This window comes from Sinimarinibacterium thermocellulolyticum (genome assembly GCF_040327995.1).
In the GTDB taxonomy this organism is placed as follows: Bacteria; Pseudomonadota; Gammaproteobacteria; order Nevskiales; family Nevskiaceae; genus Solimonas; species Solimonas thermocellulolyticum.
This window is the reverse complement of sequence record NZ_JBEPIJ010000004.1, coordinates 86,277-112,846: the sequence shown is the minus strand read 5'-3', so window position 1 is coordinate 112,846 and position 26,570 is coordinate 86,277. Positions and strand designations below refer to the sequence as shown.

At 66.7% G+C, this 26,570-nt stretch carries 25 protein-coding genes and 1 tRNA gene; 17 read left to right on the top strand and 9 right to left on the bottom strand.

Annotation, left to right across the window (positions count from 1 at the left end; all coding sequences use genetic code 11):
- Positions 1-75: 75 nt before the first annotated feature.
- A complete protein-coding gene (locus ABSH63_RS05050) occupies positions 76-426 on the bottom strand; it encodes a YciI family protein (protein ID WP_352887979.1) in 351 nt (116 codons plus the stop codon).
- Positions 427-736: 310 nt separating this feature from the next.
- Here ABSH63_RS05050 and ABSH63_RS05045 point away from each other — a divergent pair, with 310 nt between their 5' ends.
- A complete protein-coding gene (locus tag ABSH63_RS05045; RefSeq protein WP_352887977.1) occupies positions 737-1,276 on the top strand; it encodes an HD domain-containing protein in 540 nt (179 codons plus the stop codon).
- Positions 1,277-1,280: 4 nt separating this feature from the next.
- On the opposite strand, the gene ABSH63_RS05040 is transcribed toward ABSH63_RS05045, so the two are convergent.
- Positions 1,281-2,750 (bottom strand): sigma-54 interaction domain-containing protein, encoded by a 1,470-nt coding sequence (locus tag ABSH63_RS05040; protein WP_352887976.1) that lies wholly within the window; start codon positions 2,748-2,750, stop codon positions 1,281-1,283.
- Between the two features lie 308 nt (positions 2,751-3,058).
- On the opposite strand from ABSH63_RS05040, the gene ABSH63_RS05035 reads away from it, so the two are divergent.
- The 6 genes from ABSH63_RS05035 to ABSH63_RS05010 all read left to right on the top strand — a co-directional run bounded on the left by ABSH63_RS05035 (position 3,059) and on the right by ABSH63_RS05010 (position 8,900).
- Positions 3,059-3,256: a YezD family protein gene (locus ABSH63_RS05035; protein WP_352887975.1), complete on the top strand. Its 198-nt coding sequence runs from the start codon at positions 3,059-3,061 to the stop codon at positions 3,254-3,256.
- Between the two features lie 45 nt (positions 3,257-3,301).
- Positions 3,302-4,609 (top strand): OprO/OprP family phosphate-selective porin, encoded by a 1,308-nt coding sequence (locus ABSH63_RS05030; RefSeq protein WP_352887974.1) that lies wholly within the window; start codon positions 3,302-3,304, stop codon positions 4,607-4,609.
- 62 nt (positions 4,610-4,671) lie between these two features.
- Complete coding sequence (locus ABSH63_RS05025) at positions 4,672-5,667, top strand: sulfate ABC transporter substrate-binding protein (RefSeq protein ID WP_352887972.1); 996 nt, start codon at positions 4,672-4,674, stop codon at positions 5,665-5,667.
- Positions 5,668-5,895: 228 nt separating this feature from the next.
- Positions 5,896-6,771: a sulfate ABC transporter permease subunit CysT gene (gene cysT, locus ABSH63_RS05020; RefSeq protein ID WP_352887970.1), complete on the top strand. Its 876-nt coding sequence runs from the start codon at positions 5,896-5,898 to the stop codon at positions 6,769-6,771.
- Positions 6,772-6,782: 11 nt separating this feature from the next.
- Complete coding sequence (cysW, locus tag ABSH63_RS05015) at positions 6,783-7,697, top strand: sulfate ABC transporter permease subunit CysW (RefSeq protein WP_352887968.1); 915 nt, start codon at positions 6,783-6,785, stop codon at positions 7,695-7,697.
- Between the two features lie 72 nt (positions 7,698-7,769).
- Positions 7,770-8,900, top strand: a complete 1,131-nt coding sequence (locus ABSH63_RS05010; protein ID WP_352887965.1) for a sulfate/molybdate ABC transporter ATP-binding protein — start codon at positions 7,770-7,772, stop codon at positions 8,898-8,900.
- Between the two features lie 19 nt (positions 8,901-8,919).
- On the opposite strand, the gene ABSH63_RS05005 is transcribed toward ABSH63_RS05010, so the two are convergent.
- Genes ABSH63_RS05005 through ABSH63_RS04995 form a run of 3 tightly spaced genes read right to left on the bottom strand, consistent with a single transcriptional unit; the run spans position 8,920 to position 12,095 of the window.
- On the bottom strand, positions 8,920-10,146 hold the full coding sequence (locus ABSH63_RS05005; RefSeq protein WP_352887964.1) for a CaiB/BaiF CoA transferase family protein: 1,227 nt from the start codon (positions 10,144-10,146) through the stop codon (positions 8,920-8,922).
- A gap of 6 nt (positions 10,147-10,152) precedes the next feature.
- The gene (locus ABSH63_RS05000; RefSeq protein ID WP_352887962.1) at positions 10,153-10,953 is read right to left on the bottom strand and encodes an enoyl-CoA hydratase-related protein; all 801 of its coding nucleotides are present in this window, start codon (positions 10,951-10,953) and stop codon (positions 10,153-10,155) included.
- 2 nt (positions 10,954-10,955) lie between these two features.
- Positions 10,956-12,095: an acyl-CoA dehydrogenase family protein gene (locus tag ABSH63_RS04995; RefSeq protein ID WP_352887961.1), complete on the bottom strand. Its 1,140-nt coding sequence runs from the start codon at positions 12,093-12,095 to the stop codon at positions 10,956-10,958.
- Between the two features lie 236 nt (positions 12,096-12,331).
- On the opposite strand from ABSH63_RS04995, the gene ABSH63_RS04990 reads away from it, so the two are divergent.
- The 10 genes from ABSH63_RS04990 (at position 12,332) to ABSH63_RS04945 (ending at position 24,309) form a co-directional block, all read left to right on the top strand.
- Positions 12,332-13,099 carry a 3-hydroxyacyl-CoA dehydrogenase gene (locus ABSH63_RS04990; RefSeq protein ID WP_352887960.1) on the top strand — a complete coding sequence of 256 codons (768 nt, stop codon included), beginning with the start codon at positions 12,332-12,334 and terminating at the stop codon, positions 13,097-13,099.
- An 88-nt stretch (positions 13,100-13,187) separates the two neighbouring features.
- Positions 13,188-14,123, top strand: a complete 936-nt coding sequence (locus tag ABSH63_RS04985; RefSeq protein ID WP_352887959.1) for an NAD(P)H-dependent flavin oxidoreductase — start codon at positions 13,188-13,190, stop codon at positions 14,121-14,123.
- 97 nt (positions 14,124-14,220) lie between these two features.
- Positions 14,221-15,711: a flavin-containing monooxygenase gene (locus ABSH63_RS04980; RefSeq protein ID WP_352887957.1), complete on the top strand. Its 1,491-nt coding sequence runs from the start codon at positions 14,221-14,223 to the stop codon at positions 15,709-15,711.
- A gap of 11 nt (positions 15,712-15,722) precedes the next feature.
- Positions 15,723-16,655, top strand: coding sequence for an alpha/beta fold hydrolase (locus ABSH63_RS04975; protein WP_352887955.1), 933 nt, complete (start codon positions 15,723-15,725; stop codon positions 16,653-16,655).
- A 128-nt stretch (positions 16,656-16,783) separates the two neighbouring features.
- A complete protein-coding gene (locus ABSH63_RS04970) occupies positions 16,784-17,542 on the top strand; it encodes a GspH/FimT family pseudopilin (protein ID WP_352887954.1) in 759 nt (252 codons plus the stop codon).
- A complete protein-coding gene (gene pilV / locus ABSH63_RS04965; protein ID WP_352887953.1) occupies positions 17,514-17,999 on the top strand; it encodes a type IV pilus modification protein PilV in 486 nt (161 codons plus the stop codon). Before ABSH63_RS04970 ends, pilV begins: the two co-directional genes overlap by 29 nt.
- Positions 17,996-19,018: a PilW family protein gene (locus ABSH63_RS04960; RefSeq protein WP_352887951.1), complete on the top strand. Its 1,023-nt coding sequence runs from the start codon at positions 17,996-17,998 to the stop codon at positions 19,016-19,018. The genes pilV and ABSH63_RS04960 overlap by 4 nt, the downstream gene beginning before the upstream one ends.
- A 1-nt stretch (position 19,019) precedes the next feature.
- The gene (locus tag ABSH63_RS04955) at positions 19,020-19,586 is read left to right on the top strand and encodes a pilus assembly PilX family protein (RefSeq protein ID WP_352887949.1); all 567 of its coding nucleotides are present in this window, start codon (positions 19,020-19,022) and stop codon (positions 19,584-19,586) included.
- A 20-nt stretch (positions 19,587-19,606) separates the two neighbouring features.
- Positions 19,607-23,830 carry a pilus assembly protein gene (locus ABSH63_RS04950; RefSeq protein ID WP_352887947.1) on the top strand — a complete coding sequence of 1,408 codons (4,224 nt, stop codon included), beginning with the start codon at positions 19,607-19,609 and terminating at the stop codon, positions 23,828-23,830.
- Entirely contained in the window at positions 23,827-24,309 is a 483-nt protein-coding gene (locus ABSH63_RS04945) for a type IV pilin protein (protein ID WP_352887945.1), read from the top strand. The genes ABSH63_RS04950 and ABSH63_RS04945 overlap by 4 nt, the downstream gene beginning before the upstream one ends.
- Before the next feature lie 114 nt (positions 24,310-24,423).
- On the opposite strand, the gene ABSH63_RS04940 is transcribed toward ABSH63_RS04945, so the two are convergent.
- The 4 genes from ABSH63_RS04940 to dapA all read right to left on the bottom strand — a co-directional run bounded on the left by ABSH63_RS04940 (position 24,424) and on the right by dapA (position 26,538).
- A complete protein-coding gene (locus ABSH63_RS04940) occupies positions 24,424-24,984 on the bottom strand; it encodes a GspH/FimT family pseudopilin (protein WP_352887943.1) in 561 nt (186 codons plus the stop codon).
- 231 nt (positions 24,985-25,215) lie between these two features.
- Positions 25,216-25,307 (bottom strand) — tRNA-Ser (locus ABSH63_RS04935).
- Positions 25,308-25,351: 44 nt separating this feature from the next.
- Entirely contained in the window at positions 25,352-25,660 is a 309-nt protein-coding gene (locus ABSH63_RS04930; RefSeq protein ID WP_352887941.1) for a hypothetical protein, read from the bottom strand.
- Positions 25,657-26,538, bottom strand: a complete 882-nt coding sequence (dapA, locus tag ABSH63_RS04925; protein ID WP_352887938.1) for a 4-hydroxy-tetrahydrodipicolinate synthase — start codon at positions 26,536-26,538, stop codon at positions 25,657-25,659. Before dapA ends, ABSH63_RS04930 begins: the two co-directional genes overlap by 4 nt.
- Positions 26,539-26,570 lie beyond the last annotated feature (32 nt).

The window sequence follows — 26,570 nt, the reverse complement described above, 5'->3', positions numbered from 1 at the left end:
TGTTCTTCAGTCGATCGGCTGCGACGGTTTTCGACAGCACCGAGCGGCAGGCAGAACCGCAGCGACCACATGGCGCTACCTGGGCAGCAGCTCGCGGGGCATCAGCTCGCGAATGGGCCGCACCTCGATGCTGCCGACCGTTGCCGGCGGAATCTTCGCCGCCATCTCCAGGGCTTCGTCGAGGTTCTTCGCATCCAGCAAGTAGAAGCCGGCGAGCTGCTCCTTGGTTTCGGCGAACGGCCCGTCGGTGATCGACACCTTGCCGCCACGCACGCGCACCGTGGTCGCCGTATGCACCGGCTGCAGCGCCTCGGCGGCGACCAGATGGCCGCTGTCCCGAAACGCCTGCCCGCAGGCCATGCACTCGGCGTCGTCCCAACCTTCGAGCTTGCGCTCATCGCAGTACACCAGACACAGGTACTTCATCGTCTTCTCCTTGCTTGCACGTCGGCGCCTGCGATCCTGGAGGCGCTTCATCGTCGTCGAATGGCGCCCCGGGTCGGCAGCCGCCGCACCATAACCCAGAGCATGGCCGGGTGGCGGATCGAGAGAGGACATCGCGGATCTCCAGTGCAGGTGAGCGCGCACGGCCGCCCGCGGCCGTGCACACTGGATGGTCGAACGCCCGCGGCTGATTTCGACAGCGCCGCGGCGGCCGCGCCGTTCGGCCGGGTGGCGATCACCACTACGAAATCGGCGAAGCTGTGGCGGCCAGCCAGCCCTCGGACGCCGGTTCATGCACATCCACCAGGACTTCCCGCAACTCGATGCCTTGCTCGAGCGCTGGCGCGACGCGCTCGGCGCCGATCACGAGGCCTACCGCAATCACCTGTTGCGGATGCTGAATTTCTGCTTCGCCCTCGCCCGCCCCGACACCGACGCGCAGCGCAAGCTGGTGATCGCCGCCGTGTTCCACGATCTGGCGATCTGGACCCACGGCACCATCGACTATCTGCGTCCGTCCGCAGACCTCGCCCGCGAGTGGCTGCAAGCCGAAGGACTGGGCGACTGGGCCGACGAGATCGACGCGATCATCGACCAGCACCACCGTTTCCGGCGCTGGGATGCACCCGGCGGCGAACTGGTCGAGGCCTTCCGCAAGGCCGACCTGGTCGACGTGTCACTCGGCATGGTGCGCTTCGGCCTGCCGCGCGCCTTCGTCGCCGAGGTGCGCGCGCGCTTTCCCAACGCCGGCTTCCACAAGCGCCTGGTGCAGCTCACGCTGCGCCAGCTGTGCACCGATCCGCTACACCCGCTGCCGATGATGAAGTGGTGAGTCATCAGCCCCGGTAGGCGCGCGGGTCGATGCGGTGCTTGCGCAGCTTGGCGCGCAAGGTGCTCGCGTTGACCCCGAGCAGGCGCGCCGCGCCGTGTGGGCCGTCGACGCGGCCGCGCGTCGCGCGCAGCGCCTTCTGCAGGTGGCGCTGGATGACCGTATCGAGGGCCTCGATGCCAGTGCCCTCCACCGACGCGGCCGCAGAGGGGCTGTCGCGCTCGCGAGTCGCCGCCGGCGACATTTGCGACGCCTGCCGCGGTGCATCGATACCCAGCGCCGCATCCACCTCCAGCCGTGTCCCCTGCCCGAGGATCACGGCGCGCTCGATCACTGCCGCGAACTCGCGCACATTGCCGGGCCAGCGATAGGCCTGGAGCCGCTCGATGTCGGCTGGTCGCACCAGCGGCACCGTGACGCCCAGGCGCTTGGCCGCGCGTTGAACGAAATGCTGGGTCAGCGCGGGGATATCCTGCGGCCGCTCGCGCAGCGGCGGGAGAATCAGCGGAAACACCGCGAGCCGGTACCATAGATCTTCGCGGAAGCTGCGCTCCTGCACCATCGACGGCAGGTCGCGGTGGGTCGCCGCGATCACGCGCACATCGACGGCAAGGTCCTTCTCGCCGCCGACCCGCTGGACCACGCCGTCCTGCAACACGCGCAGCAAACGCACCTGTGCCGCAAGCGACAGCTCGCCGACTTCGTCCAGAAACAAGGTGCCGCCGTCGGCACGCTCGAACCAGCCGCGGCGCGCCGCCAGCGCCCCGGTGAAGCTGCCCTTCTCGTGACCGAACAGCTCCGAATCGATCAGCTCGGGGGGCAGCGCACCGCAGTTCACACGCACGAACGGGCCGTCGCGACGCGCCGATCGCTCGTGGATGGCGCGCGCGATGACCTCCTTGCCGGCCCCGGTCTCCCCGAGGATCAGCACGGAGGCGTCGGTCGGCGCGACCTGATCCACGCGCTCCATGACGTGCCGTAGTCCGCGCTCGGCGCCGACGATGTGCTCAAAGACGCTGTCGCGGCCCAACCGTGTGAGCAAGGACTGGCGGTCCGCCTCCGCCGCAGCGCCGAGCCGACGGATCTCGCGCAGGCGCCGGTCGTTGACGACCGCGGCCGTCAGAGGCTCGAGCAGCGCCGTGAACAACGCTTGCTCGTCGGCATCGAAGGGGCGGTCGCCACCACGCACCAACGCCAGCCCCACGAGTCGGCCCTCGGCGCGCAGCGCACCGACCAGCCCCGCCTCGCCCGCTTCGAATCCGTCGATCAGTGCGAAGGGCAGACTCCATTGCCCGCCGGGCTCGCAGACCGCGAGTTGGCCGCGGCCGGCCCAGGCATCCAGCGCTTGCAAGCTCGGCAAGGTCTGTGGCTGTAGCTCGTGGCGCGCACGCATACCCGCGTGTCGCGACCACTCGGCGAGCGTCAGTAGACCGCCGGCAGGCACCAGTTCGTCGATGCGCAGAAACCGGACCGGCATGCGGTGTTCGAGGGCCCGGACAAAGACCGGCAAGGACTCGACGAGATCGAGGTGCCGACCGACCTCGGTCCAGAGATGGAGTCTTAACGCGTCCAGGGACGAAGGGGGCAGTCCATCAGTCATATTTGACGGATGTTGTGTTCATATATGACGTATTTTCCGTCTTAAATGACGAACACGCCTAAAGATATCGTCATGATCGTTGAATATAAGCATCAATAACAGACATTTAGGAGCACTTCTTGGGATTGGCACGGTATGTGATCAGACATGTCCGCAAAGCCCACAAGTGATTATTAAACGCGGATATGAGCACTGCGCCACTCTCCCCACGCGGCCCACGTAGCGCGGTGCTCGACCAGATCGCCCAGGCGCTGGCCGGACTCGAATTCGGGGCCGTCGAAATCACCGTACACCAAGGCCGCATCGTACAGATCGAGCGGCGCGAAAAAGTGCGACTCGAATCCGAGCGCCATGCACGACCCACAGAACAGCACGTGAGCTGACCGGCCTACCGGAAGCTCGCCTCACGACACCGGGAATACACCGCCATGCAACACCCCATCGCCCACGCACGGGCGCTCCACCTATCGCTGCTCGCCGGCACTGTGCTCGCTGCCGCGGCCACTCCCGCGGCCGCCACGACGACTCAGGAGCTCGACCAACGCATCCGCATCCTCGAGCGCAAGCTCGAACTGGAAAAGGAGGAAGCCACCGCAAAGGCCGCAACCGCGACCGTCGCCGCCGCATCCGACAAAGGGTTCTCGCTCAAGTCCGGTGACTATGAGTTCCGCGTCAACGGACTGATCCAGCTCGACGGACGCTGGTTCACCGGCGACAGCGTGCCGCAGTCCGCCGACACCTTCACCTTCCGCCGCCTGCGCCCGACCTTCCAAGGCACGCTCGGCAGCCTCGTCGGCTACCGCCTGACGCCCGAGTTTGCCGGCAATAACGCGACCTTCGTCGACGCCTACATCGACCTCAAGTTCGCTCCGGCGGTGACGCTGCGTGCCGGCAAAGTCAAGGGACCGGTCGGCCTGGAGCGCCTGCAGAGCGCCTCGGCGATCGCCTTCATCGAACGCGGTCTGCCGACGGAGCTCGCGCCGAACCGCGAGATCGGCGTGCAACTGCAGGGTGCGCTCGCCGGCAACCAACTGCAGTACGTCGTTGGCGTCTACAACGGCACGCGCGACGGCGAGGACGGCGGTGCGACCGACAACAACGGGCGCAAGGAAGTCGAGGCGCGGCTGTTCTACGAGCCGACGCCCGGCATCGGCTTTGGCATCGCCGGCTCGCACGGCAGCAAGCGCGGTGTTCCCGAGAGCCCGCGCAATTACTCGACCCCTGACCGTCGCACCGGGATCAGCTACGCCGCCGGCACGAACTACGACGGCGACGCCACCCGATTCTCGCCGCAAGGCTATCTGTATCGCGGGCCGTTCGGCCTGCTCGCGGAGTACATCGTCTCGACTCAAGAGCTGACCAGCGCGAGCGATCGCGGGGAGATCAGCAACGAAGCGTGGCAACTCGTGGCGAGCTACGTGCTCACCGGCGAGGCCGCGAGCTTCGGCGGCGTAAAGCCGCAGACGCCTTTCCGGGTGGGAAAGCCCGGCTGGGGCGCATTCGAAATCACCGCGCGCATCGGCGCGCTGCAGGCTGACGATGAAGGAGTCGACATCGGCGTGTTCGAGGCCAGCGGCGTCGAGTCGATCCAAAACGCGGCGATCGGACTCAACTGGATCCTCAACGGCAACGTCAAGGCCGTCCTCAACTTCAATCGGACGTCCTTCTCCAACTTCTCTGATCCGGATCGCGATGACGAGAAGTCGGTGTTCACCCGCCTTCAACTGTCGTTCTGATCCGCACTCGGCACTTTGGCGTTTGGTTATTTCATCGCACGAAAAACCCCTGGACAGCAAACATGAAACTGAAATCCCTGATCGTCGCCGCCGCTTTGTCCGCGCCGTTTTTCGCCCAGGCGGCGAATTACGAGTTGCTCAACGTTTCCTACGATCCGACGCGCGAGTTTTACAAGGAGTTCAACGTCGCTTTCGCCAAGTACTACAAAGCGAAGACCGGCGACGTGGTCACCGTCGCGCAGTCGCACGGCGGCTCCGGCAAGCAGGCGCGCGCGGTCATCGACGGCCTTGCGGCCGACGTCGTCACGCTGGCGCTGGCGGCCGATGTGGACGCCCTTCACGACAACGGCAAGCTGATTCCGAAAGACTGGCAGAAGCGTCTGCCGCTGAACTCGGCGCCTTACACGAGCACGATCGTGTTCCTGGTGCGTGCGGGCAATCCAAAGGGCATCAAGGATTGGGACGATCTCGTCAGGCCGGGCGTTGCGGTGATCACACCGAACCCGAAAACCTCCGGAGGTGCGCGCTGGAACTATCTCGCCGCCTGGGAGTACGGCAAGCGCAAGTACGGCAGCGAAGCCGCGGCCAAGGACTTCGTGCGCAAACTGTTCAAGAACGTGCCCGTTCTGGACACCGGCGCCCGCGGTTCGACGACGACCTTCGTGCAGCGAGGGATCGGCGACGTGCTCCTGTCCTGGGAGAACGAGGCCTTCCTCGCGCTCAAGGAGTTCGGCGAGGGCGAGTTCGAGATCGTGGTTCCGTCGCTGAGCATCCTCGCCGAACCGACCGTGACCGTCGTCGACAAGGTCGTCGACAAGAAGAAGACTCGCGCCGTCGCCGAGGCTTACCTGCAGTATCTGTACTCCGAGGAGGGACAGGATCTCGCCGGCAAGCACTACTATCGCCCGACCGGCGCGGCGGCCAAAGCCAAGTATGCGAGCCAGTTCGTCGACGTCGAACTGTTCACGATCGACGAGGCATTCGGCGGCTGGACCCGCGCCCAGCGGGAACACTTCGCCGACGGCGGACACTTCGACCAAATCTATCTCAAGCAGTGACCTCAGTCAGCGGCGGCGCAACGCGCTTGCGCCGCCGCATCGGAATTCCTCACGACCCCTGCCCACGCTCGGATGAGTGGCACTCGTCGGTCGAGGCGCTCGGACCCTTCGCGCAGTGTCATGGCATTCCGGGACGTTCGGCGACCTGACCGTTGGAAGTCACGGCGCGGCCGCAGGAGCGGTCAAGGTCGACCACGGACCTACATTCTCTGAGCAAGACAAGCACTCATGACGGCTTCGAACGACGCTACCGGAACGCCGGCGCGCATTCGCACGCCCCGCGGCAAGTCCATCATCCCGGGCAGGGGGCTCACGCTCGGCTTCACCGTGCTGTATCTGAGCCTGATCGTGCTGATCCCGCTCGCCGGCGTGTTCTTCAAGTCTGCGGAACTCGGCTGGTCCGGGTTCTGGAATGTGGTCAGCGCGCCGCGCGTACTCGCCGCGCTCAAGCTCAGCTTCGGTGCCGCGCTGATCGGCGCCTCGATCAACGCCGTCTTCGGGACCTTGATCGCATGGGTGTTCGTGCGGTACCGCTTCTTCGCAAAGCGCTTTTTCGACGCGATCATCGATCTGCCGTTCGCGTTGCCGACTGCAGTCGCCGGCATCGCACTGACGGCCTTGTATGCGGCTAACGGCTGGATCGGTCAGTTCCTCGAACCGCTCGGGATCAAGGTCGCTTACACCCCTGTGGGGGTGATCGTGGCCTGCACGTTCATCGGCCTGCCCTTCGTCGTTCGCACCGTGCAGCCTCTGCTCGAAGAAGCCGAGCGCGAACTCGAAGAGGCCGCCGCGTCGCTGGGTGCCACGCGGCTACAGGCCATCACCAGAGTCATCCTGCCGACCATCCTGCCCGGCATCATCACCGGTTTCACGCTGGCGTTCGCGCGTGCCGCCGGGGAGTACGGTTCGATCATCTTCATCGCCGGCAACATGCCGATGATCAGTGAGATCGCGCCACTGCTGATCATCATCAAGCTCGAGGAGTTCGACTACGCCGGTGCGAGCGCGGTCGCCGTGGCGATGCTCACGCTCTCGCTCGTGTTGCTGCTGATCATCAACGGCCTGCATATCTGGACCCGCAGCCGTCGCGGCCGGAATCGCTGAGGACTCGATCGATGACCCATTCGACGACACAACCGGCGCGCCATGGCCTTGCGCCGGCGTTTCACTCCGAGAATCCACTCGCGCGGCCGAACTCGGCGATCAGCGAAGGAACGTGGACCCAGCGCATCTTGATCGGTGTGGCGCTGTTGTACCTGCTCGGCTTCCTGCTACTGCCGCTGATCGCGGTGTTCGCCGAAGCCTTGCGCAATGGCTGGGAGACCTACAGGCAGGCGCTGCTCGATCCCGACGCGCTCGCGGCGATTCGCCTGACGCTGCTCGCCGCCGGCATTGCCGTGCCGCTGAACCTGGTCTTCGGCCTCGCCGCAGCCTGGGCCATCACCAAGTTCGAGTTTCGCGGAAAGTCGCTGCTGGTCTCGCTGATCGACCTGCCGTTCTCGGTCTCGCCGGTGGTTGCCGGCGTGATCTACATCCTCATCTTCGGTCGTCACGGATGGGCCGGACCTTGGCTGGACGAGCATGACATCAAGATCGTGTTCGCCTTGCCGGGAATCGTGCTGGCGACCGTGTTCGTGACCTTTCCGTTCATTGCGCGCGAGCTGATCCCGCTGATGCAGGAGCAAGGAATGGATTACGAGCAGGCTTCACTGTCTCTGGGGGCCAACGGCTGGCAAACCTTCTGGCGCGTGACCCTGCCGAGCATCAAATGGGGATTGCTGTACGGCGTACTGCTGTGTACCGCGCGGGCGATGGGCGAGTTTGGCGCCGTGAGTGTCGTCTCTGGTCACATCCGCGGTCAGACCAACACGATGCCGCTACATGTGGAGATTCTCTACAACGAGTACCAGTTCGCTGGCGCGTTCGCGGTGGCCTCGCTGCTCGCGCTGTTTGCACTGATCACACTCGCCTTGAAGAGCTATCTCGAGTGGCGCCATGGCGACGAGCTCTCCGCCATCCGCAGACATTGAGGGGTCAGACGCGGCATACCGCGCCTCGCGTCGCGGGCACCGACCATAAATCCGATCCACGTGGGAACGACGATGAACATCCAGATCCGTGACATCAGTAAACAGTTCGGCAGCTTTCGCGCGCTCGATCGCATCGATCTCGACATCGCCTCCGGCGAGCTGATCGCGCTGCTCGGTCCCTCGGGTTCGGGCAAGACCACCCTGTTGCGCATGATCGCCGGGCTGGAGTTTCCGGATCACGGGCGCATCCTGTTCGGTGATCAGGACATCGCCCTGCGTCCGATCCGCGAGCGACGCGTCGGTTTCGTGTTCCAGCACTACGCGCTGTTCAAGCACATGACGGTGTTCGAGAACGTTGCCTTTGGCCTGCGCGTGCGCGGACGCAAGCAGCGCCCGAGCGAACACGAGATCCGCCGCAAGGTGCTCGAACTGATCGAGCTGGTGCAGCTCTCGGGACTAGAGTCGCGCTATCCGAGCCAGCTGTCCGGCGGCCAGCGTCAGCGCGTCGCGCTGGCCCGCGCGCTGGCGATCGATCCACGCGTGCTGTTGCTCGACGAACCCTTCGGCGCACTGGACGCCAAGGTCCGCAAAGAACTGCGCCGCTGGCTACGCGAACTGCACACCAGGACCGGCTACACGACGATCTTCGTCACCCACGATCAGGAAGAGGCGCTGGAACTGGCGGATCGCGTCGTCATCATGAATCGGGGCGCGATCGAGCAGGTCGGCAGCGTCGATCAGGTGTACCAGCACCCGGCGACGCCATTCGTGTTCGATTTCCTCGGCGGCGCCAACGTCATCGAGGCGCAAGTGCGCGAGCGTTGCGTCATGCACGGTGAGACCGAGATCGCCAGACTCCCCGACGGCTCTCAGGCGAGCGGTGCGGTCGACGTCTACGTGCGGCCGGGCGATCTACGCATCGCCGAAGCCCATCAAGCCGGCATTGACGTCGTCGTGACCGGCGTGCAGCGCACCGGACCGCTGGTCCGCGCCGCCGCAGCGCTCGCCGGCACCGGCCAGATCCTCAGTATCGAGCTGCCCCATCTGCATCACGACGTGCCGCGCTTTGTCACGAACGAGCGCCTGCGCCTGCGCCTCATGCAGTTCAGCGTCTATCCACGGGCGGTGAAAGCGTCGCCATCGACCACCATCGCCGCCCCGATGCTGATCGGACGCGAGCGTTCGCGCAGCCGGCTGGGCTGATCGGCGCCGCTTCAGAGCCTCACGAGCGCCGGCGCGCGGACTGGTTGCGTCGCGCAAGCACCTCGTCGTTGTCGGCGCCCAGCGCCGGCGCCGGCGCGCACCGGGGCAGCGGCACATCGAAGCGGATCGGCAGTGCGAACGCCGGCTTGCCGCCGTCGTCCTCGATCATGCCGCGTGCGCGCACCTGTTCGTTGTCGAGCACCTCGTCGAGACTCAGCACCGGCGTGACGCAGCAGTCCTGATCGGCGAGCAGCGCGGTCCACTGGTCGCGCGTGCGCGTCATGAACACGCCGGCGAGAGCGGCGCGGATCGGCGCGGTGATCAGGCGCGCGCGCCGCGGATCGCCGAGCAGTTTGTCGAGGCTGGCGAACGGATCCTTGTTCGTGCCGCTGGTCTTGGCGCCGGAAGTGCCGCGCTTGCGGCGCGCGCCCGGCAGCAGCCTGCGCAGGGACGCTGGCAACTGATCACCGAGCACACCGAGCAGGCGCAGGAAGAATTTCGGCTCCAGCGCGCCGACGGCGAGATAGCGGCCGTCGCGACAGCGGTAGATGCGGTAGTTCGGCAAAAGCCCGGTCAAGAGGCCGGCGCCGCGCGGCGGCAGGCTGCCGTCCTGGCGCAGCGATGCGAGCGCGACCGGCATCATCGCCAGCGCGCCGTCCATCATCGATACGTCGACCATCGTGCCTTGCCCGCTGCTGCGCGCGCCGATGACGGCGGCGAGGATGCCGAGCGCGCAGGTCAGCGCGCCACCGGCAAGATCCGCGATCTGCAGATTGGACTGCACCGGCGCACCGCCGGCCGGGCCGATCTGCTCGAGCACGCCGGCCAGCGCAAGGTAGTTCAGGTCATGCCCGGCCCAGTCGCGGTAGGGTCCGGTCTGGCCGTAGCCGGTCAGCGCGGCGTAAACCAGTTTCGGGTTGCGCGCGCGCAACGTCGCATAGCCGCAGCCGAGCTTGTCCATCACGCCGGGGCGGAACGATTCGAGCACGACATCCGCGTCGTCGACCAGTTCGAGGAAGGCCTCGCGGTCGGCATCCACGCGCAGATCCAGAGTCACCGACTTCTTGCCGCGATTGACCTGGGCGAACAGCTCGCGCATGCCGCGTGCGTAATCGCCGCCGTCCGGCTCTTCGATCTTGATCACCTCGGCGCCCATCTGCGCGAGGTACAGCGAGCAGAACGGCCCCGGCAGCAGGCGCGAGAGGTCGAGCACGCGGATGCCCGCGAGCAGGCTGTTTCCCGACATGACTTTTCAGCTTCCCTTGAAGTTGGGTTTGCGCTTCTGCGTGAACGCCATCACGCCTTCCATGAAGTCGGCGCCGCGTCCGCAGTCACGCTGCAGCGTGCGCTCGAGCTGCAACTGCGTGTCGAGATCGTTGCCGGATGCGGCGTGAATGGCTTGCTTGATGCGCGCGATCGCCGCCGTCGGACCCCGTGCGAGCCGGCGCGCGAGTTCGAGTGCGCGCGCCATCAGCGCGTCGTCGTCGACGACCTCGGCGATCATGCCCCACTGCTGCGCGGTCTCGGCCGGCAGGCGCTCGCCGAGCAGCGCCAGTTGCATCGCGCGCTGCGGCCCGACCAGGCGCGGCAGCAGCCAGGTGCCGCCGGCGTCCGGGATCAGCGCGATGTTGACGAAGGCCTGCAGGAAATAGGCGCTGCGCGCGGCGATGGTCAGGTCGGCGAACAGCGCGACGTTGGCCGCCGCACCGGCGGCGGCGCCGTTCACCGCACAGATGATCGGCTTGGGCAGACTGCGCATCTGCGCGATCAGCGGGTTGTAGTGCGTTTCAAGCGGCAGACCGAGATCGAGCTTGCCCTCGGCGTCGAGCGGCGGCGTCTTGACGTTGGCGACCAGGTCCGCGCCGGATGAGAACGCACGGCCCTCGCCGGTGAGCACGACGGCGCGCACCTTAGCGTCCCGCGCGCACTGTGCGAAGGCGTCGCGGGTCTCGTCGAGCATGCGCAGCGTCATCGCATTGAGCGCCTGCGGCCGGTTGAAGCGGATGGTGGCGACGCCGTCGTCGACGCCGTAGAGGATGTCCTGGTAGTTCATGTTCAATCCAAGGTCGCGCGCGCGATGATTTCCTTCATGATCTCGGAGGTGCCGGCGAGGATGCGGTGGATGCGCTCGTCCTGGTAGAGCCGGCAAATCTCGTACTCTTCCATGTAGCCGGCGCCGCCGTGCTGCTGCACACCCTCGTCGACCATGCGCCCGGCGAGTTCGCTGGTGTAGAGCTTGGCACGCGCGGCGTCGACCGGATCGAGCTTGCCGAGGTTGTGCTGCTCGACGCAGCGGTCGACGTAGACCTGGGCGATGTCGATCTCGGCATCGAGCGCGGCGAGCTTGAAGCGCGTGTTTTGCATCTTCGACAGCGGCTTGCCGAAGACCTTGCGGTTGCGCACGAACTCGCAGGTGACGGCCATGGCCACGCGCGCCGCGGCGATATTGCCGCAGGCGGCGATCAAGCGCTCCTCGGCGAGTCCCTGCATCAGGTGATAGAAGCCGGCGTGGACCTGGCCGAGCACGTTGGCCTTGGGCACCTTGACGTCGCGGAAGAACAGCTCGGCGGTGTCCTGCGACTTCATGCCCATCTTCTTGAGCAGGCGGCCGCGTTCGAAACCTGGCATGCCGCGCTCGACGATGAACAAGGTCATGCCGTGTGGATTGTCCGGATGCGTCTTGGCGGCGACGACGACCACGTCGGCGTTGATGCCGTTGGAGATGTAGGTCTTGGCGCCGTTGAGTATCCAGTGATCGCCGTGCTCGACCGCGCGCGTCTTCATGCCGGCGAGATCGGAGCCGGCGTCCGGCTCGGTCATCGCGATCGCCAGAATCTTCTCGCCACGAATGAAGGCCGGCAGGAAACGCCGCCTCTGTTCCTCGGTGCCGAAGTGCTGAAAGTACGGCGCGACCAGGCGGCTGTGCAGGGTGATGAAGTAGCCGGAGTCGCCGTGAAAGGCATTCTCCTCGATCAGGATCTGCTCGTAGCGAAAGTCGGTGAGGCCCAGCCCGCCGTAGGCCTCGTCGGCCCAGATGCACAGTAGGCCCGCCGCGCCGGCCTTCAGATACGCCTCGCGGTCGACGATACCGGCCTCGCGCCAGCGTTCGCGGTGCGGACGGATCTCGGCCTGGAAGAACTTGCGGGCCGCGTCACGGAACAGCTCCATCTCCGGCTCAAACGCTCTGCGTTGCATCTGCCTGTCTCCAGCGGTGCCGGTCTGGCTCCGGCGTGGCTGTCATACGAAGGTGTGGACCGCACCGGCCGGTGATTGCGTACACTGCGCCCGGAACGTAATGGGTAACGATTGTTACCAATCGGCGACGAAACATCGTCGCTCCAGGCTCTATAATGCCTGGCGATCCCCTTGGCGCCAACGTTCTTGGCGCTTTTCGTGTCGGTTACTCGGATTTCTTTTCACGGAGAAACAACGTGCAGATCAAGAATCATGTCGGCATCGTCACGGGCGGCGCCTCGGGTTTGGGTGAGGCCACCGTGCGCCGTCTGGTGGCGCAGGGCGGCAAGGCCGTCATCGCGGACCTGAACGTCGAACGCGGCGAGACGCTGGCCAAGGAACTCGGCGATGCGGTGCGCTTCGTGCGCTGCGACGTCGGCGTCGACAGCGATGCGGTCGCGGTGGTCAAGGCCGCGCAGGACGCGTATGGCCGCATCGACATCCTCGTCAACTGCGCCGGCATCGGCACGCCGGCCAAGGCGGTCGGCAAGGACGGCCCGCTGCCGCTCGCGCAGTTCGAAAAGATCATCAAGGTCAATCTGACCGGCACGTTCAATTTGATCCGCGTCGCCGCCGCGGCGATGCAGGCGCAGCAGCCCAACGAGCACGGCGAGCGCGGCGTGATCGTCAACACCGCCTCGGTCGCGGCCTTCGACGGCCAGATCGGCCAGCCCGCCTACGCCGCGTCCAAGGCCGGCGTCGTCGGCATGACGCTGCCGCTGGCACGCGAGTTCGCGCGCTTTGGCATCCGCGTGGTCACGATCGCGCCCGGGCTCTTCTTCACGCCGCTGATGGAAAGCCTGCCCAAGCCGGCACAGGATTCGCTGGGCGCTCAGGTGCCCTTCCCGCCGCGTCTGGGCAAGCCCGAGGAGTTTGCGCAGATGGTGGAGAGCATCATCGGCAACGTGATGCTCAACGGCGAGACCATCCGCCTGGACGGCGCGATCCGCATGGCGCCGAAGTAAGGCGCGCAGCCGATCCGCCGTCGCCGTCGTGCCGGTCGCAGCCGGCACGGCGGCTGCATTCGATCAGTCTTTCAACAGGACCTCTCCCATGCGCATGCCCGCAAGCTGGCAAGGCCGCCTTCGCATTCCCGCGATCGCCGCGCCGATGTTTCTCGTCTCCAATCCGAAGCTGGTCACCGCCTGCTGTCAGAGCGGCGTCGTCGGCACCTTCCCGGCGCTCAACCAGCGCACGACCGCCGGTCTCGTCGAATGGCTGGAGACGCTCAACGCGACGCTCACCGACAAGGATGCGCCCTACGGCGTGAACCTGATCGTGCACAAGACCAATCCGCGGCTGCAGGCGGACCTCGAACAGGTGGTGAAACACAAGGTGCCGCTGGTCATCACTTCGCTCGGCGCGGTGAGCGAGGTCGTCGACGCCGTGCACAGCTACGGCGGCGTCGTGTTCCACGACATCGTCAACCAGCGTCATGCCGAGAAGGCGGCCAAGGCCGGTGTCGATGGCCTGATTCCGGTCGCGGCCGGCGCCGGCGGCCATGCCGGCGTGGTCAATCCGTTTGCGCTGGTGCCGGAGATCCGTAGCATCTTCGACGGCTACATCGCGCTGTCCGGCTGCATCTCCTCGGGACGCGGCATCGCCGCGGCGCGTGCGCTGGGCGCCGACTTCGCCTACATGGGCACGCGCTTCATCGCCACACAAGAGGCGAATGCCGCCGATGCCTACAAGCAGATGCTGATCGACGCCGGCAGCGCCGACATCGTCTACACCGCCGCGATCAGCGGCATACCGGCAAGCTTCCTGCGAGCATCCATCGTCAAGGCCGGCCTCGACCCGGACAACCTCAAGCCCAAGAGCGAGATCAACCTGGGCGAGGAACTCGACGCCGCCAAAGCCTGGAGGGACATCTGGTCCGCTGGCCAGGGCACGGCCGAGATCCGCGACATCCCCCCCGCGGCCGAGCTGTGCGCGCGCCTGGTCCGCGAGTACGAGCAGACCTGCAAGGCGCTCGGCAGCGGCGGCTGACCCGGCAGACGATGCCACGCGGCGCCGCTGCCCTTGCCGGCGAGCAGGTCCGCATCGAGACTCCGGCGCAGACCCTCATCCTGCCAACGAGACCACGATGTCGATCGAACATTTCGACGTGATCGTCGTCGGTGCCGGCCTGTCCGGCATCGGCGCCGGCGTGCACCTGAAGACCCGCTGCCCGGACCAGACTTACGCGATTCTCGAAGCACGTGAGGCGATCGGTGGCACCTGGGATCTGTTCCGCTATCCCGGCATCCGCTCGGATTCGGACATGTACACGCTCGGCTATGCGTTCAAGCCGTGGACCGCGGCGAAGTCGATTGCCGACGGTGCGTCGATTCTCGACTACGTGCGCGCAACCGCACGCGAGCACGGCGTCGATCGTCACGTTCGGTTTCAGCACAAGGTGGTGCGCGCGAGCTGGTCGAGCGAGCATGCGCGCTGGACCGTGCAGGCCGAATGCGGCGCGGCGCGCGAGCTGCGCCGCTATAGCTGCCGTTTCCTGTACATGTGCAGCGGCTACTACCGCTACGACGCCGGCTACATGCCCGAGTTTGCCGGTATCGGGGACTATCGCGGGCAGCTGATCCACCCGCAGCACTGGCCCGAGGGCCTGGACTATGCCGGCAAGCGCGTGGTCGTCATCGGCAGCGGCGCGACCGCGGTGACGCTGGTACCGGCGATGGCCGACACCGCGGCCAAGGTGACGATGCTGCAGCGCTCGCCAAGTTATGTGCTGACCCTGCCCGCCGAGGATCGCATCGCCGGCGTGCTGCGCAAGCTGCTGCCCGCGCGCGCGGCCTACGGCCTTGCGCGCGGCAAGAACATCTTGATGAGTCTGGCGTTCTACACCCTCTGCCGGCGCTATCCAGCGTTCGCCAAGAAGTTGCTGCGCAAGGGCGTGGCCGCGCAGTTGCCGCCGGAGTATCCGGTCGACGAACACTTCAAGCCCCGCTACAACCCCTGGGACCAGCGCCTGTGCTTCGTACCCGACGCCGATCTGTTCAAGGCCCTGCGCCGCGGCAAAGCGGAGATCGTCACCGATCACATCGAATGTTTCACCAAGGCCGGCATCCGCCTGAAGTCGGGCCGCGAACTGGCCGCCGACATCGTGGTCTGCGCCACCGGCCTGCAATTGCTGGCCTTCGGCGGCATGCAGATCCGCGTGGACGGTGAAGACATCGAGCTGGCGAAGACGATGAGCTACAAGGGCATGATGCTCAGCGGTGTGCCCAACTTCGCCTACTGCCTCGGCTACACCAATGCCTCGTGGACGCTAAAGGCCGATCTCGCCTCGCAGTACGTCTGCCGCCTGATCGATCATCTCGACCGCAATGGCCTCGATTACGCCGTACCGCACAACGACGACCCCAGCGTCGGCGAGGAACCGCTGATCGACTTCTCGTCGGGTTACGTGCAGCGTGCGATCCACGACTTCCCCAAGCAGGGCTCCAAGGCGCCGTGGAAGTTGCACCAGAACTACCTCAAGGATCTGCTCACGCTCAAGTACGGTGCGCTCGAGGGCCGCGGCATGAAGTTCGTGCGCGCCACCGCGGCCGACGCGGCTGCGGCCAGCGCCGGTTGACCGCGCGCCGCATGCACGAGCACTGCGGTCCAAGCCGCTACATCAACGCAGGCGGGGTGCAGCTCGCCGTACGCGAATGGGGCGAGCGCGGTCGGCCGACGATCTTGCTGGTACACGGCTATCCGGACAGCAGCCAGATCTGGGACGCAACCGCTGCGCGGCTGGCGCAGGACTTCCACGTCGTCGCCTACGACGTGCGCGGCGCGGGGCAATCGAGCGCGCCGCACGCGGTCGAGGACTACGCGCTGGCGTATCTGGTCGCCGACACAGCGGCGGTCGTCGCTGCCGTCAGTCCGGACAAGCCGGTGCATCTGGTCGGCCACGACTGGGGCTCCATCCAGTCCTGGGAAACCGTGACCACCGCGACGATGCGCGGGCGCATCGCCTCCTATACGACCGTCTCGGGCCCTTGCCTGGATCACGTCGGCCACTGGATGCGGCGCCGACTCGGCTCGGGCAGGGCCGCGCAGCTCCGCCGCGTGGCCGTACAGGCGCTGCACTCCTGGTACATCGGCTTGTTCCATCTGCCACTCGCCGCACCGATGGCGTGGGCGCTGGGCCTTGCCCGCTACTGGCCCACGCTGCTGCACAGACTGGAGGGCGTCGATGCGCACATCGATCCGGCGCAGCGCAAGAACGGCATCCACGGCATCAAGCTTTACCGCGCCAACGTTCGTGAGCGCATCCTCCGCCCGCGCCAGCGGCGCACCGAGCTTCCGGTGCAATTGATCGTGCCGCGGCGCGACCGCTTCGTCATGCCGCAGTTGTTCGACGATCTGCCGCAGTGGGCGCCAAAACTGTGGCGCTGCGAGATCGACGCCGGCCACTGGCTGCCGCTGAGTCATCCGCAGCACCTCGCCGACAAGATCCGTTCCTTCGTGATGGCCGTCGAATCCGGCATCGAGGCGCCCGCCCCGCCCGACGCCGGCGGTCAGGGCGCCTAGTGCGGCCGTGTCGCGGCCGCTGATCCCGGGCGCAGCGGGTCGGCTCTGCCGCGACGCTCGGCGGTTCAAAGGATGCAAGGCCTGTGCTAGTCTGGCGTCGGGCCAAGGAAAGGCCGCGAGATGTCGCCGTGCAGCAATGCGGCATCGATTCGGGCCGGGGGAGACATGAACGCATGGGGAATGACGCGAGCGGGCGTCCGACGGTGTCGACGACGCCTCATGGCGCCATCGATCGGCACGCCAAGACCGTCCGCCCTGGGACGCCGCCTTCGCGGGCGCTCGCGTGGTGGGCTAGCGGTATGTGCAGTTCGGGCGCCTTTGGTCGTCGCCATGCCAGCGGCCTGACCCTCGTCGAGTTGATCATCGGCCTTGCCGTTGCCGGCATTCTGCTCGCGGTGGCCGTTCCCAGCTTTCGGCAGACCATGGTGTCCAACCGTCTGTCGACCGCGGCCAACGCGCTGGTCGAATCGCTGAACCAGGCCAGGCTCGAAGCGATCCGGCGCAACGCCACCACGCAGTTTTGCAGCAGCAGCGGCTCTCAGAATGGCACGGGCGCGCTGGCCACGGCCTGCGGTTCCGCCGGCGGCGCAAGCTACGTGCTCAACGCCGATGGCAGCACCACGCTGTTGCGCGCGGCGCCGGCTCTGCCCCCCAACATCGCCCTCGGCAGCGTCACCGCCTTGCGCTACGGCGGTCAGGGGCTGGCGCGCACACCCGGCGGCAATGTCCCGTACACCGGACTGGTGGCCGACCTCAGCAGCACGGCGATTTCGCGTGATAATCGGCGGTGCATCTACCTGACGACCGGTAGTGCGCTCAGCACTTGTGCGATCACCAGCAGCAGCGGATGCCCCAGCAATGAACCCCCGACCTGCCGTGCGCGCTAACCAACCGGCCGGGCTCAGCCGTGCAAGGCTGGGCCGTGGCGTGGGCCTGATCGAGGTGCTCGTCGCCTTGCTGGTGCTGTCCGTCGGCATGCTCGGCGTCGCGATGACGCAGACGCGTGCACTCGGCAGCAACAATAGTTCGATGGCACGGTCCATGGCCGTGGTCGCGAGCTACTCCATCCTCGACGCGATGCGTGCCGACCGCGCCAATCTCGCCGCCTACAGCAGCGTGACGGTCAGCGCCGACAGTTGCCCCGCGGGCGGGAGCACGCGTGCGGCGCGTCAGATCAACGCCTGGTGCAACGAATTGGGCGCGCGCCTGGGCGCCGCCAGCACCACACTCGGTCAGATCCGCTGCAACGGCTCCGACTGCACCGTCACCATCACCTACGACGACAGCCGTCTGGGCATCCCCGGCGTAGGCACCCAGACCGTCGTCACGAGGGCCATGCTATGACCGGGCCGCTGCGCCATACGCGCATCAAGGCCGCGGTCGCGCGGGCGCGCGGCTTTAGCGTGGTCGAGCTGATGATCGCGCTGGTCCTCGGCCTCGCCGTGATCGGCACCACGGTGGGGCTGTTCCTGTCGAACAAGCAGTCCTACCGCACCAACCATGCGCTGGGACAGGTCCAGGAAGCCTCGCGCATCGCCTTCGAGCTGCTCGCGCGCGACCTGCGCCAAGCCGGGCTGACCGGCTGCGGCAACACCACGCGCATTGCCAATACCCTGAACAATCAGGCGACCGCCTGGTGGGCCAACTTCAACAACGCGGTACGCGGCTACGACGGCAATCAGGACGATCCCGCCGTGGTCGAAGGCACGGCCGTCGCGCAGCGCGTGGTCGGCACCGACTCGATCCAACTGATCGGTGCCGGGGAGATCGGACTGAGCGTCGAAAGCCATAACCCGACGGCTGCCAACTTCAAACTCAACGAGCCCAGCGCGGACCTGCGAGACGGCGACATCATCATCGTCTGCGATCCGGATCACGCGACGATCACGCAAATCACCAACTACAACAGCAGCAACGTCACCCTGGTCCATAACACCGGCACCGCATCCCCGGGCAACTGCTCCAAGGGCCTGGGCTTCCCGACGCTCTGCACCGTCAACGGCAACCCCTATGCGTTCGGTGCCAACTCGCAGATCAGCAGGATGGTGGCGTCCGACTGGTACATCGGCAACAACCCGGTCGGCGGTCGCTCCTTGTATCGCAGTGCACTGGGCAATAGCGCAGGTGCCGCCGCCACCACGGCGATGGAAATGGTGCGCGATGTCACCGACATGCAGATCGAGTATCTGGCTCAGGCAGCGGTGAACTATGTCGCCGCCGCCGCCGTCACCGACTGGCAACGGGTGGTAGCCGTGCGCATCACGCTCACCGTGCAGGGCAACCAAGCCGCAACGGGTACCGACGGGGAGCCGATTCGGCGTGCGTTCACGACCACGGTCACTTTGCGCAACCGGATGACTTGACATGTCTGGCCAAGCCGCCCCCCGCTGCCCACGTCCGCTTCGTCAAGCCGGGATCGCCCTAGCCACGGCCTTGATCCTGCTCGTCGTCATCACCTTGATCGGACTGGCGGCGGTCCGCGGCACCACCGTGCAGCAGAAGATGACGGCCAACTTCCAGGATCGCAGCATCGCCTTCGAGGCCGCCGAGGCCGCGCTCAACGCCGCCTCGCGCAGTTTCGTCAGTGGCACCCAGGTGATCGCACGCAACTGCGCAGCCGGCGGCGTGGCCTGTCGCGCCAACCCGTTCACCGACCCGACCCTGGACAGCAGCCGGATTCAGACCGTTCCTGCATCGCTCTATGCCGGCATCGGCGCGGCCGGCCAACCACAGTATGTAATCGAGTTCATGGGGGAGTTTCCGAATCCGGACTTGAACACCGGATTCAACCAGAGCGCCAATGCGGCCCAGTACGGCGCACAAGGCACCAACATCATGGCGCTCTACTACCGCATCACGGCCCGCAGCGCCGACCCTGCCGTGGTCGGCGAGCGCGCCGTGGTCACCCTGCAGACGATGTACCGACAATGACCTTGCGCGGAGGCCCATTCATGTCCGCCCATCGTTCCCCATCCCCGTACCGAAGGCTTGGGTTTTCGCTGCTCGCCGCGGCGCTGCTCGGCGCGGCCACCGCGCAGGCCGCGGTGACCATCGATCAAAGCCCGCTGACGGTGCGCAACCCGCTGCCGCCCAACGTCACCCTCATCCTCGACGACTCGGGCTCCATGCAATGGACGGTGATGCCGGACGATCCGCCGGGCAACGACGGCCGCGACACCGAGCTGATCAACGCCAACATCAACGGCGTCTACTACCATCCGGACGTGCGTTACCTGCCGCCGTACACCGCCACCGCAAGACCCAACGCTGCGGTGCCGACGACCACGCGTTACCCCAACGCCTCCTTCACCGAGGCCTGGTACGACGGCTTCGATCCCGACGGCAGTGATCGCATCAACATCGCCACCTATCAGCCCGGCAACAGTTTTGCCGACGGCCCGAATGCAATCGGTAACGCGACGCCGCGCTTCTCGCACACCTTCCGGATCGACGTCGCGCCGCGATATGAATTCGCCAACCACACCGGCTGCCCCCCCGGCACCTCGGGTCCGAATGCGCAGGGTCAATGCACCGCCGGTAGTGCGAGCCTCGACGAGCCGCCGTACTGTCAGGGTCACGACAACTACTCCACCAGCGCCGACCGCTGCAACCAAGTCCGCGCGCGGCCGGACCCTTGCAGCAGCATCGTGGCCCCGGGTGCCCCCGGTGCCGCCAATTCCCCGGGGCTGAGTCTGTCGGGCGATCAGTGCCTCGCATCTGGTCGCCCGTCGGAAGCCCCGCGCTGCCAGGGCTACGGCGGTTACGACTCGGCCCGAGATCGCTGCAACCAGCAGCAATTCCGCCCCGATGCCTGCGGCGATACGCCCGCCCCCGGTGGCTCCGGCCGCGTCAACAGCGCCGGACTCACCCTACAGAATGACCGCTGCCGCAACCCCAGCGTGCCGCCCAACTGCCCGAATGGCTTCGAATTCGCCCTCGATGCCGGACCCTCGGGCGAGGATTGCCGTCGCTTGATCGACAGCGGCGGCAGCCGACATCGCGGCTTTTTCGTGTACATCGAGCCCAGCACCGGTCAGCGTCATTACGTCGGCGTCTCCGGCAATCCCTCGACGGCGGCGGGCAGTTCGGCTGCGCCCATCGCCGGCACTTGTGCAGAGCTCACCGGCAACCCCAGCAGCAACCTCACGACCGGCGAAACCTACAACAGCGGCTTTCCCGCCGCTCGCTGTCACAGCACCAACGACGACAGCGGCCTGCGCGACCCCGAAGGCAACGTCATCACCGTGGGGCAGAACGTCGCCAACTGGTTCAGCTACTACCGCAAGCGCCTGTACATGGCCAAAACCGGCCTGATGAACGCGCTGGCAAATCTGGAACCCTCGGTTCGCTTCGGCTTTGCCTCCATCAATGGCGGCTACCGCAGCTCCAATCCCAATCCCAACCACCTGCCCGCGGATCGCGTCAGCGGCTCGATCAACACCCGGCCGGCCATCGCTCGCGTCAAGCCTTTCGGTGACGGCAGCGCGTCCACCCAGCGCGCCGCGTTCTGGAACTGGCTGGCGCGTGCCGTCGCGGACGGGGGCACGCCCTTGCAGTCGGCGCTCAAAGCGGTCGGCGATTACTACAAGGACGAGGCCCAGCCCTGGCAGTCCGGCAGCGCGGAGAACCCGAACAACCCGAGCCAGCAACTCTCCTGCCGGCAGAGTTACGCCATCCTCACCACCGACGGTTATTGGAACGGCACCATCCCCACCGTGGGCAACGTCGACGGCCCTGAAAACCGCGCGGTGGTGCGCATCGACGGCCCCAATGGCCAGTGCTTCGAGTACCCGCGCAAATCATCGTCGTCCTCGGTCTGCGATGCGCCGGTGTCGCCCAAGCCTTTCGTCGACGGCGCGTCCAATACCCTCGCCGACGTCGCCATGCAGTATTGGCTCACCGATCTGCGGCCGGGTTTGCCGAACAATGTGCCCGCCAGCAATAGCGACCCGGCGTTCTGGCAGCACATGAGCACGTTCACCGTCGGTCTGTTCGGCCGCGACGACAGTCTGCCCAACGTCACCCCCAACGGCACCACGGCCCAGGACGTTGCCTTGTGGGCGTCGGTCGGCGGCGCACCGAACAACTTCGCGTGGCCCACACCGGCAGCGGACTCGGTCAACAACATCGCCGACCTGGTCCATGCCGGCATCAACGGTCGCGGCGGCTTCTTCTCCGCAGGCAGCCCGGAGCAGTTCGAGAACGGCATCCGCACCGCGATCCAGCGCATCAGCGAACGCGTCGGCACCGGCGCCAGTCTGGCCGCCAACAGCACGCGCCTGGACACCGGCACCACGACCTTCCAGTCGATGTACTTCAGCGGCAAATGGACCGGCGATCTGAAGGCCTTCGCCGTCGATCCGGCCAGCGGCGCCATCTCTAGCTCGCCGATGTGGACGGCGTCGTCGCGACTGCCGGCGGCATCGGCGCGCAACATCCGCACCTACAATCCCGCGGGCGCGAGCGCCAGCGCGCGCTTCCCTGCCCTGACCTCACCCACCGTGCTGTCCGCCGCCCAGCAGAGCGCGCTCGGTGCCAACGCCACCGAGCGCCAGGCCGTCATCGACTACCTGCGCGGGGACACCAGTCTGGAACGCCGCAATGGCGGCACCTTCCGCGACCGTGACACGGCGCTCGGCGACATCGTCAGCTCGCAACCGGTCTTCGTCGGCGCACCCGACCCCAACCTGTTCCGTGACCGCAGCTTCCCCGGCTCGGCGAGCTACGCCAGCTTCGCCGCCGCGCAGAGTACGCGCGCTCCGCGGATCTGGGTCGCCGCCAACGATGGCATGGTGCACGCGTTCCACGCCGCGAACAGCGGCAACAACCCGGCCCCGGGTGAGGAGACCTTTGCGTTTTTGCCCGATGCCGTGATCCGCGCCGGCATCAAGGCGCTCACCGATCCCAGCTACGGATCGGTGAGCCAGCCGCACCAGTTCTTCAACGATGGCGAGCTGACCGTCGCCGATGCCTATCTGAACGGCGCCTGGCGCACGGTGCTGGTCGGCACCACCGGGCGCGGGTCGGCCAAGGCCGTCTATGCGCTCGACATCACCGACCCCGCCGCACCCGCGCTGCTGTGGGAGCGCAGTGCCACGGACGGATTGTCCGGCAGCGACTGGATCGGTCAGAACACCGGCAAGCCGGTCATCGCCCTGGTCGGCACCGCGAGCGCGCCGAGCTGGGCCGTGCTCGTCGGCAACGGCTACAACAGCGCGCAGAACAAGGCGGCGCTGCTGCAGTTCGATCTGGGCACGGGTGCGCTGAGCGTCTATCCGACCGACGCCAGCACCAACAATGGCTTGGCCCAGGCCGCGGTGTGGATCGACGATCCGACCAATGGCATCGGCACCCGCGCCTATGCCGGCGATCTGCGCGGCCGTGTCTGGAAGTTCGATCTCACCAATGCGGCAAGCACCGCCACGCTGATCTACACCGCGACCACCGCGGGCGGCGCGGCGCAGCCGATCACCGGCGGCATGCTGGTGGGCCGTGACCCGGCGACTGCCAATCTGTGGCTGTTCTTCGGCACCGGCCGGTATCTGACCCAAGGCGACCTGTCCGACACCACGGTACAAACCTGGTACGGCATCATCGTCGACGGCGCCGGCAGCGATTTCGGTGACGCGGCGGGCAGCGGGCGCGGCACGCTGCGGCAACGCCAGATCCTGTCGGAGACGGCGCCGAACGCCGACAGCAACCCGCCCCGGCTCGGCGGCCGCACCATCTCCAGTGGCACGAGCGGCGACCTCAGTGGCCGCCAGGGCTGGTACATCGACCTCTTGGTCCAGGGCGGTACGGCGCAGGGCGAGCGCATGGTGACACCCAACCAGTTCCAGGGCTCGCTGCTGTTGGGCACCACCCGCATCCCGGTCTCCTCCGATCCGTGCAACCCGTCCGGTAGCGGCTGGATCATGGCCGTCGATCCCTTCGACGGTACGGCCCCCGATGCGAATTTCTTCGATCTGAACGGCGACGGGCAGTTCAACGACGGCGATCGCGTCAACGATCAGATTGCCGCCGGTGTCGGGTTCACCTCGGTTCCCAACAACCCGATCTTCGTCGGTAACACCATGCTGGTGAGCTTCGACAATGCGACCACGAGCAGTATCCGCACCGCGGGCACCGTGGGCGCCTTGCGCCGCATCTCCTGGCGCGAATGGGTGAATCCATGACGGACGTGCATCTGAATTTCGGTCTGACCCGCTCGGTGCAGAGGCGTTGTGCGCATCGCGGCTTCTCCTTGATCGAGCTGGTCATCGTCGTCGCCATCGTCGGCATCCTGGCCGCGATCGCCTACCCCTCGTATCGGGATTCGGTGGTCAAATCCAAGCGACGCGCCGCGCAAGCCTGCCTGTCCGAATATGCAGCGTTCATGGAGCGCTTCTACACGACGAACCTGCGCTACAACACCGACCTCGCCGGCAATCCGGTGAGCCTGCCCGCGCTGGACTGCGCCTCGGCACAGAATGCCGGTCAGCACTACACGTTCCGCTTTCCTCAAGGCAATCCGCCCACTGCGACCCGCTACACCCTGCAGGCCGTCCCCATCGGCGCACAGGCGCAGCAAGATGCCAAGTGCGGCAGCCTGAGCCTCGATCAGTCCGGCGCCCGCAGCGTCTCGGGCAGCGCCGGCGTAGCGCACTGCTGGTGAGCTTCGCGAGCAGCCGCGGCAAGCCAACTCCCTCGCAACGATTAGCGTTTCGCAGGTATAGGAGTGGCGCCGTGGGCGTACGGCCGGTGCGGGCAATGAACGTGCGAAGCCGCGTCACTGGCACCGCGCAGCTGCCTCAGTGGGCGGCGCGCATCTGCCCTCGAGGTGGCAGGGCTGTGCCACCGCCCGGCCACTGCCGATCAAGACCAGATCCACGGCGTTCGGCACGACGCCGGCCTCGGCGGCACAAACACGCAGCCGCCCGGCGGCAAACGCCCCACTGGGCCAACTCGCAGAGCCATTTGGCCTGAACACCACCGCGCGGTTGAAGGGTCCATTGGCCGAGAGGCTGACCCGCCCGGGCGCCGCAAGCCTGCCTTGCGCCTGCAGCTCGTCCTCCTCACCGAACACACCGATCGGAACGCGATCAATGAAGCTGATCCATTCGCCGCGACTCCAGTCTCCGTGACATCCCGTCTGCGCGTTGCCGGCGCAGACGCTCACCAGCGCCTGGCGGCTCACCGCGACCGTGCGCGCGGCAAGCAGCCCGCCGAGCAATTCGTTGGCGGTCGTCGACAAGCGGTTGCGCGCCATCATCGACTGCCACCCCGGAATCGCGATCATCGCCAGGGCCGAGGTGACGACGAGCGCCACCATCAGTTCGAGCACGCTCATGCCCGCGACCGTCTGACGCACGCTCCCCCCCTTTGATTCAGCGTCAACGGCGGCAGCTTAGGCAGGATGATCGGGAGCGCCAATTAGCCGAATGGCTAGTCCGCATCTCTGACCGGGATGCCTCCGATCCCAGTCGGCAGATCGTGGGCGCCTACCGCGTGTCGTTATCGTGGATTCTTTGGTGGGGTACAACAAAAAAGCGGCCTGAAAGCCGCTTGATTGCTACATATTTGGCGGAGAGAGCGGGATTCGAACCCGCGATACGGTTTGACCCGTATACACGCTTTCCAGGCGTGCTCCTTCAACCACTCGGACATCTCTCCGTTTGAAGGGTGGCATTATACCGGCGCGCGCTACCGATCCGCGCTCAAGAGTCCGTAGCCGGCTCATCCGGCGGCGGTGTCTCGATGAGCGGCGGCGGGATGTCGAGACATTGCACGCGCGTGCGGCCCGGGTCGTCGGGATCGGCCACTTCACGCGCGAACGGCACCGACTCGGCCGGCGGTGGCGGGATGACCATGGCCGATACCGACGTCGGCGTGCGCAGCCCCTCGACCGGTGCCGGTGGCGCGAGCGTTGCCGCGCGCTGATACGGAAAGTCGCCGATGCAGTGGCGGTTGCTGCCGCAAGCGGCCAGCGCAACGGCCACGGCAGCGAGCCCGATCCGCGCATTCATACGATGACCCCGGCCGCTTGCAGCGCAGCGCGCACGCGCGGCGCGTGCGCCTCGCTCATCGGCACCAGCGGCAGGCGCAGGCCGTTTTCGATCTTGTGCATCTGGCTCAAGGCCCACTTGACGGGAATCGGATTGGGTTCCACGAACAGCTCCTTGTGTAGCGCCGCCAGTTCGGCGTCGATGCGCTCGGCCGCGGCACGGTCGCCGGCGAGCGCCGCGGCGCACATCTCGTGCATCTTGCGCGGCGCGACGTTGGCGGTCACCGAGATATCGCCGTGCGCGCCGGCGAGGATCGACGCACAGGCCGTGGCGTCGTCTCCGGAGTAGATCGCAAACTCGCTGCCCAGTTCCAGCGCGAGCAGTTCGCGGATGCGTGCCAGCTCGCCCTTGGCTTCCTTGATGCCGACGATGTTCGGGATCTGCGCCAGCCGCGCGACGGTGGCCGGCAGTAAGTCGCAACCGGTACGACCGGGCACGTTGTAGAGGATCTGCGGCAGCTCGACCGACTCGGCGATCTTGCGGAAATGCCGGTAAAGCCCTTCCTGCGGCGGCTTGTTGTAATACGGCGTGACCAGCAGCGCCGCATCGGCGCCGACGGTCTTGGCGGCAAGCGTCAGTTCGATGGCTTCCGTGGTCGCGTTGGAGCCGGTGCCCGCGATCACGGGGATGCGGCCGGCAGCGCGCTCGACCACGCGGCGGATGACGGCGACGTGCTCCTCGACGTCGAGTGTCGCCGACTCACCGGTGGTGCCGACCGCGACGACGGCGTCCGTGCCTTCTTCGACGTGCCAGTCGACGAGTGCATCGAGCCGCGCCCAGTCCAGAGCGCCATCCTCGTGCATGGGCGTGACGATGGCGACGATGCTGCCCTTGATCATGGGTCGACGATACGGCGAACGGCCGAAAAAGG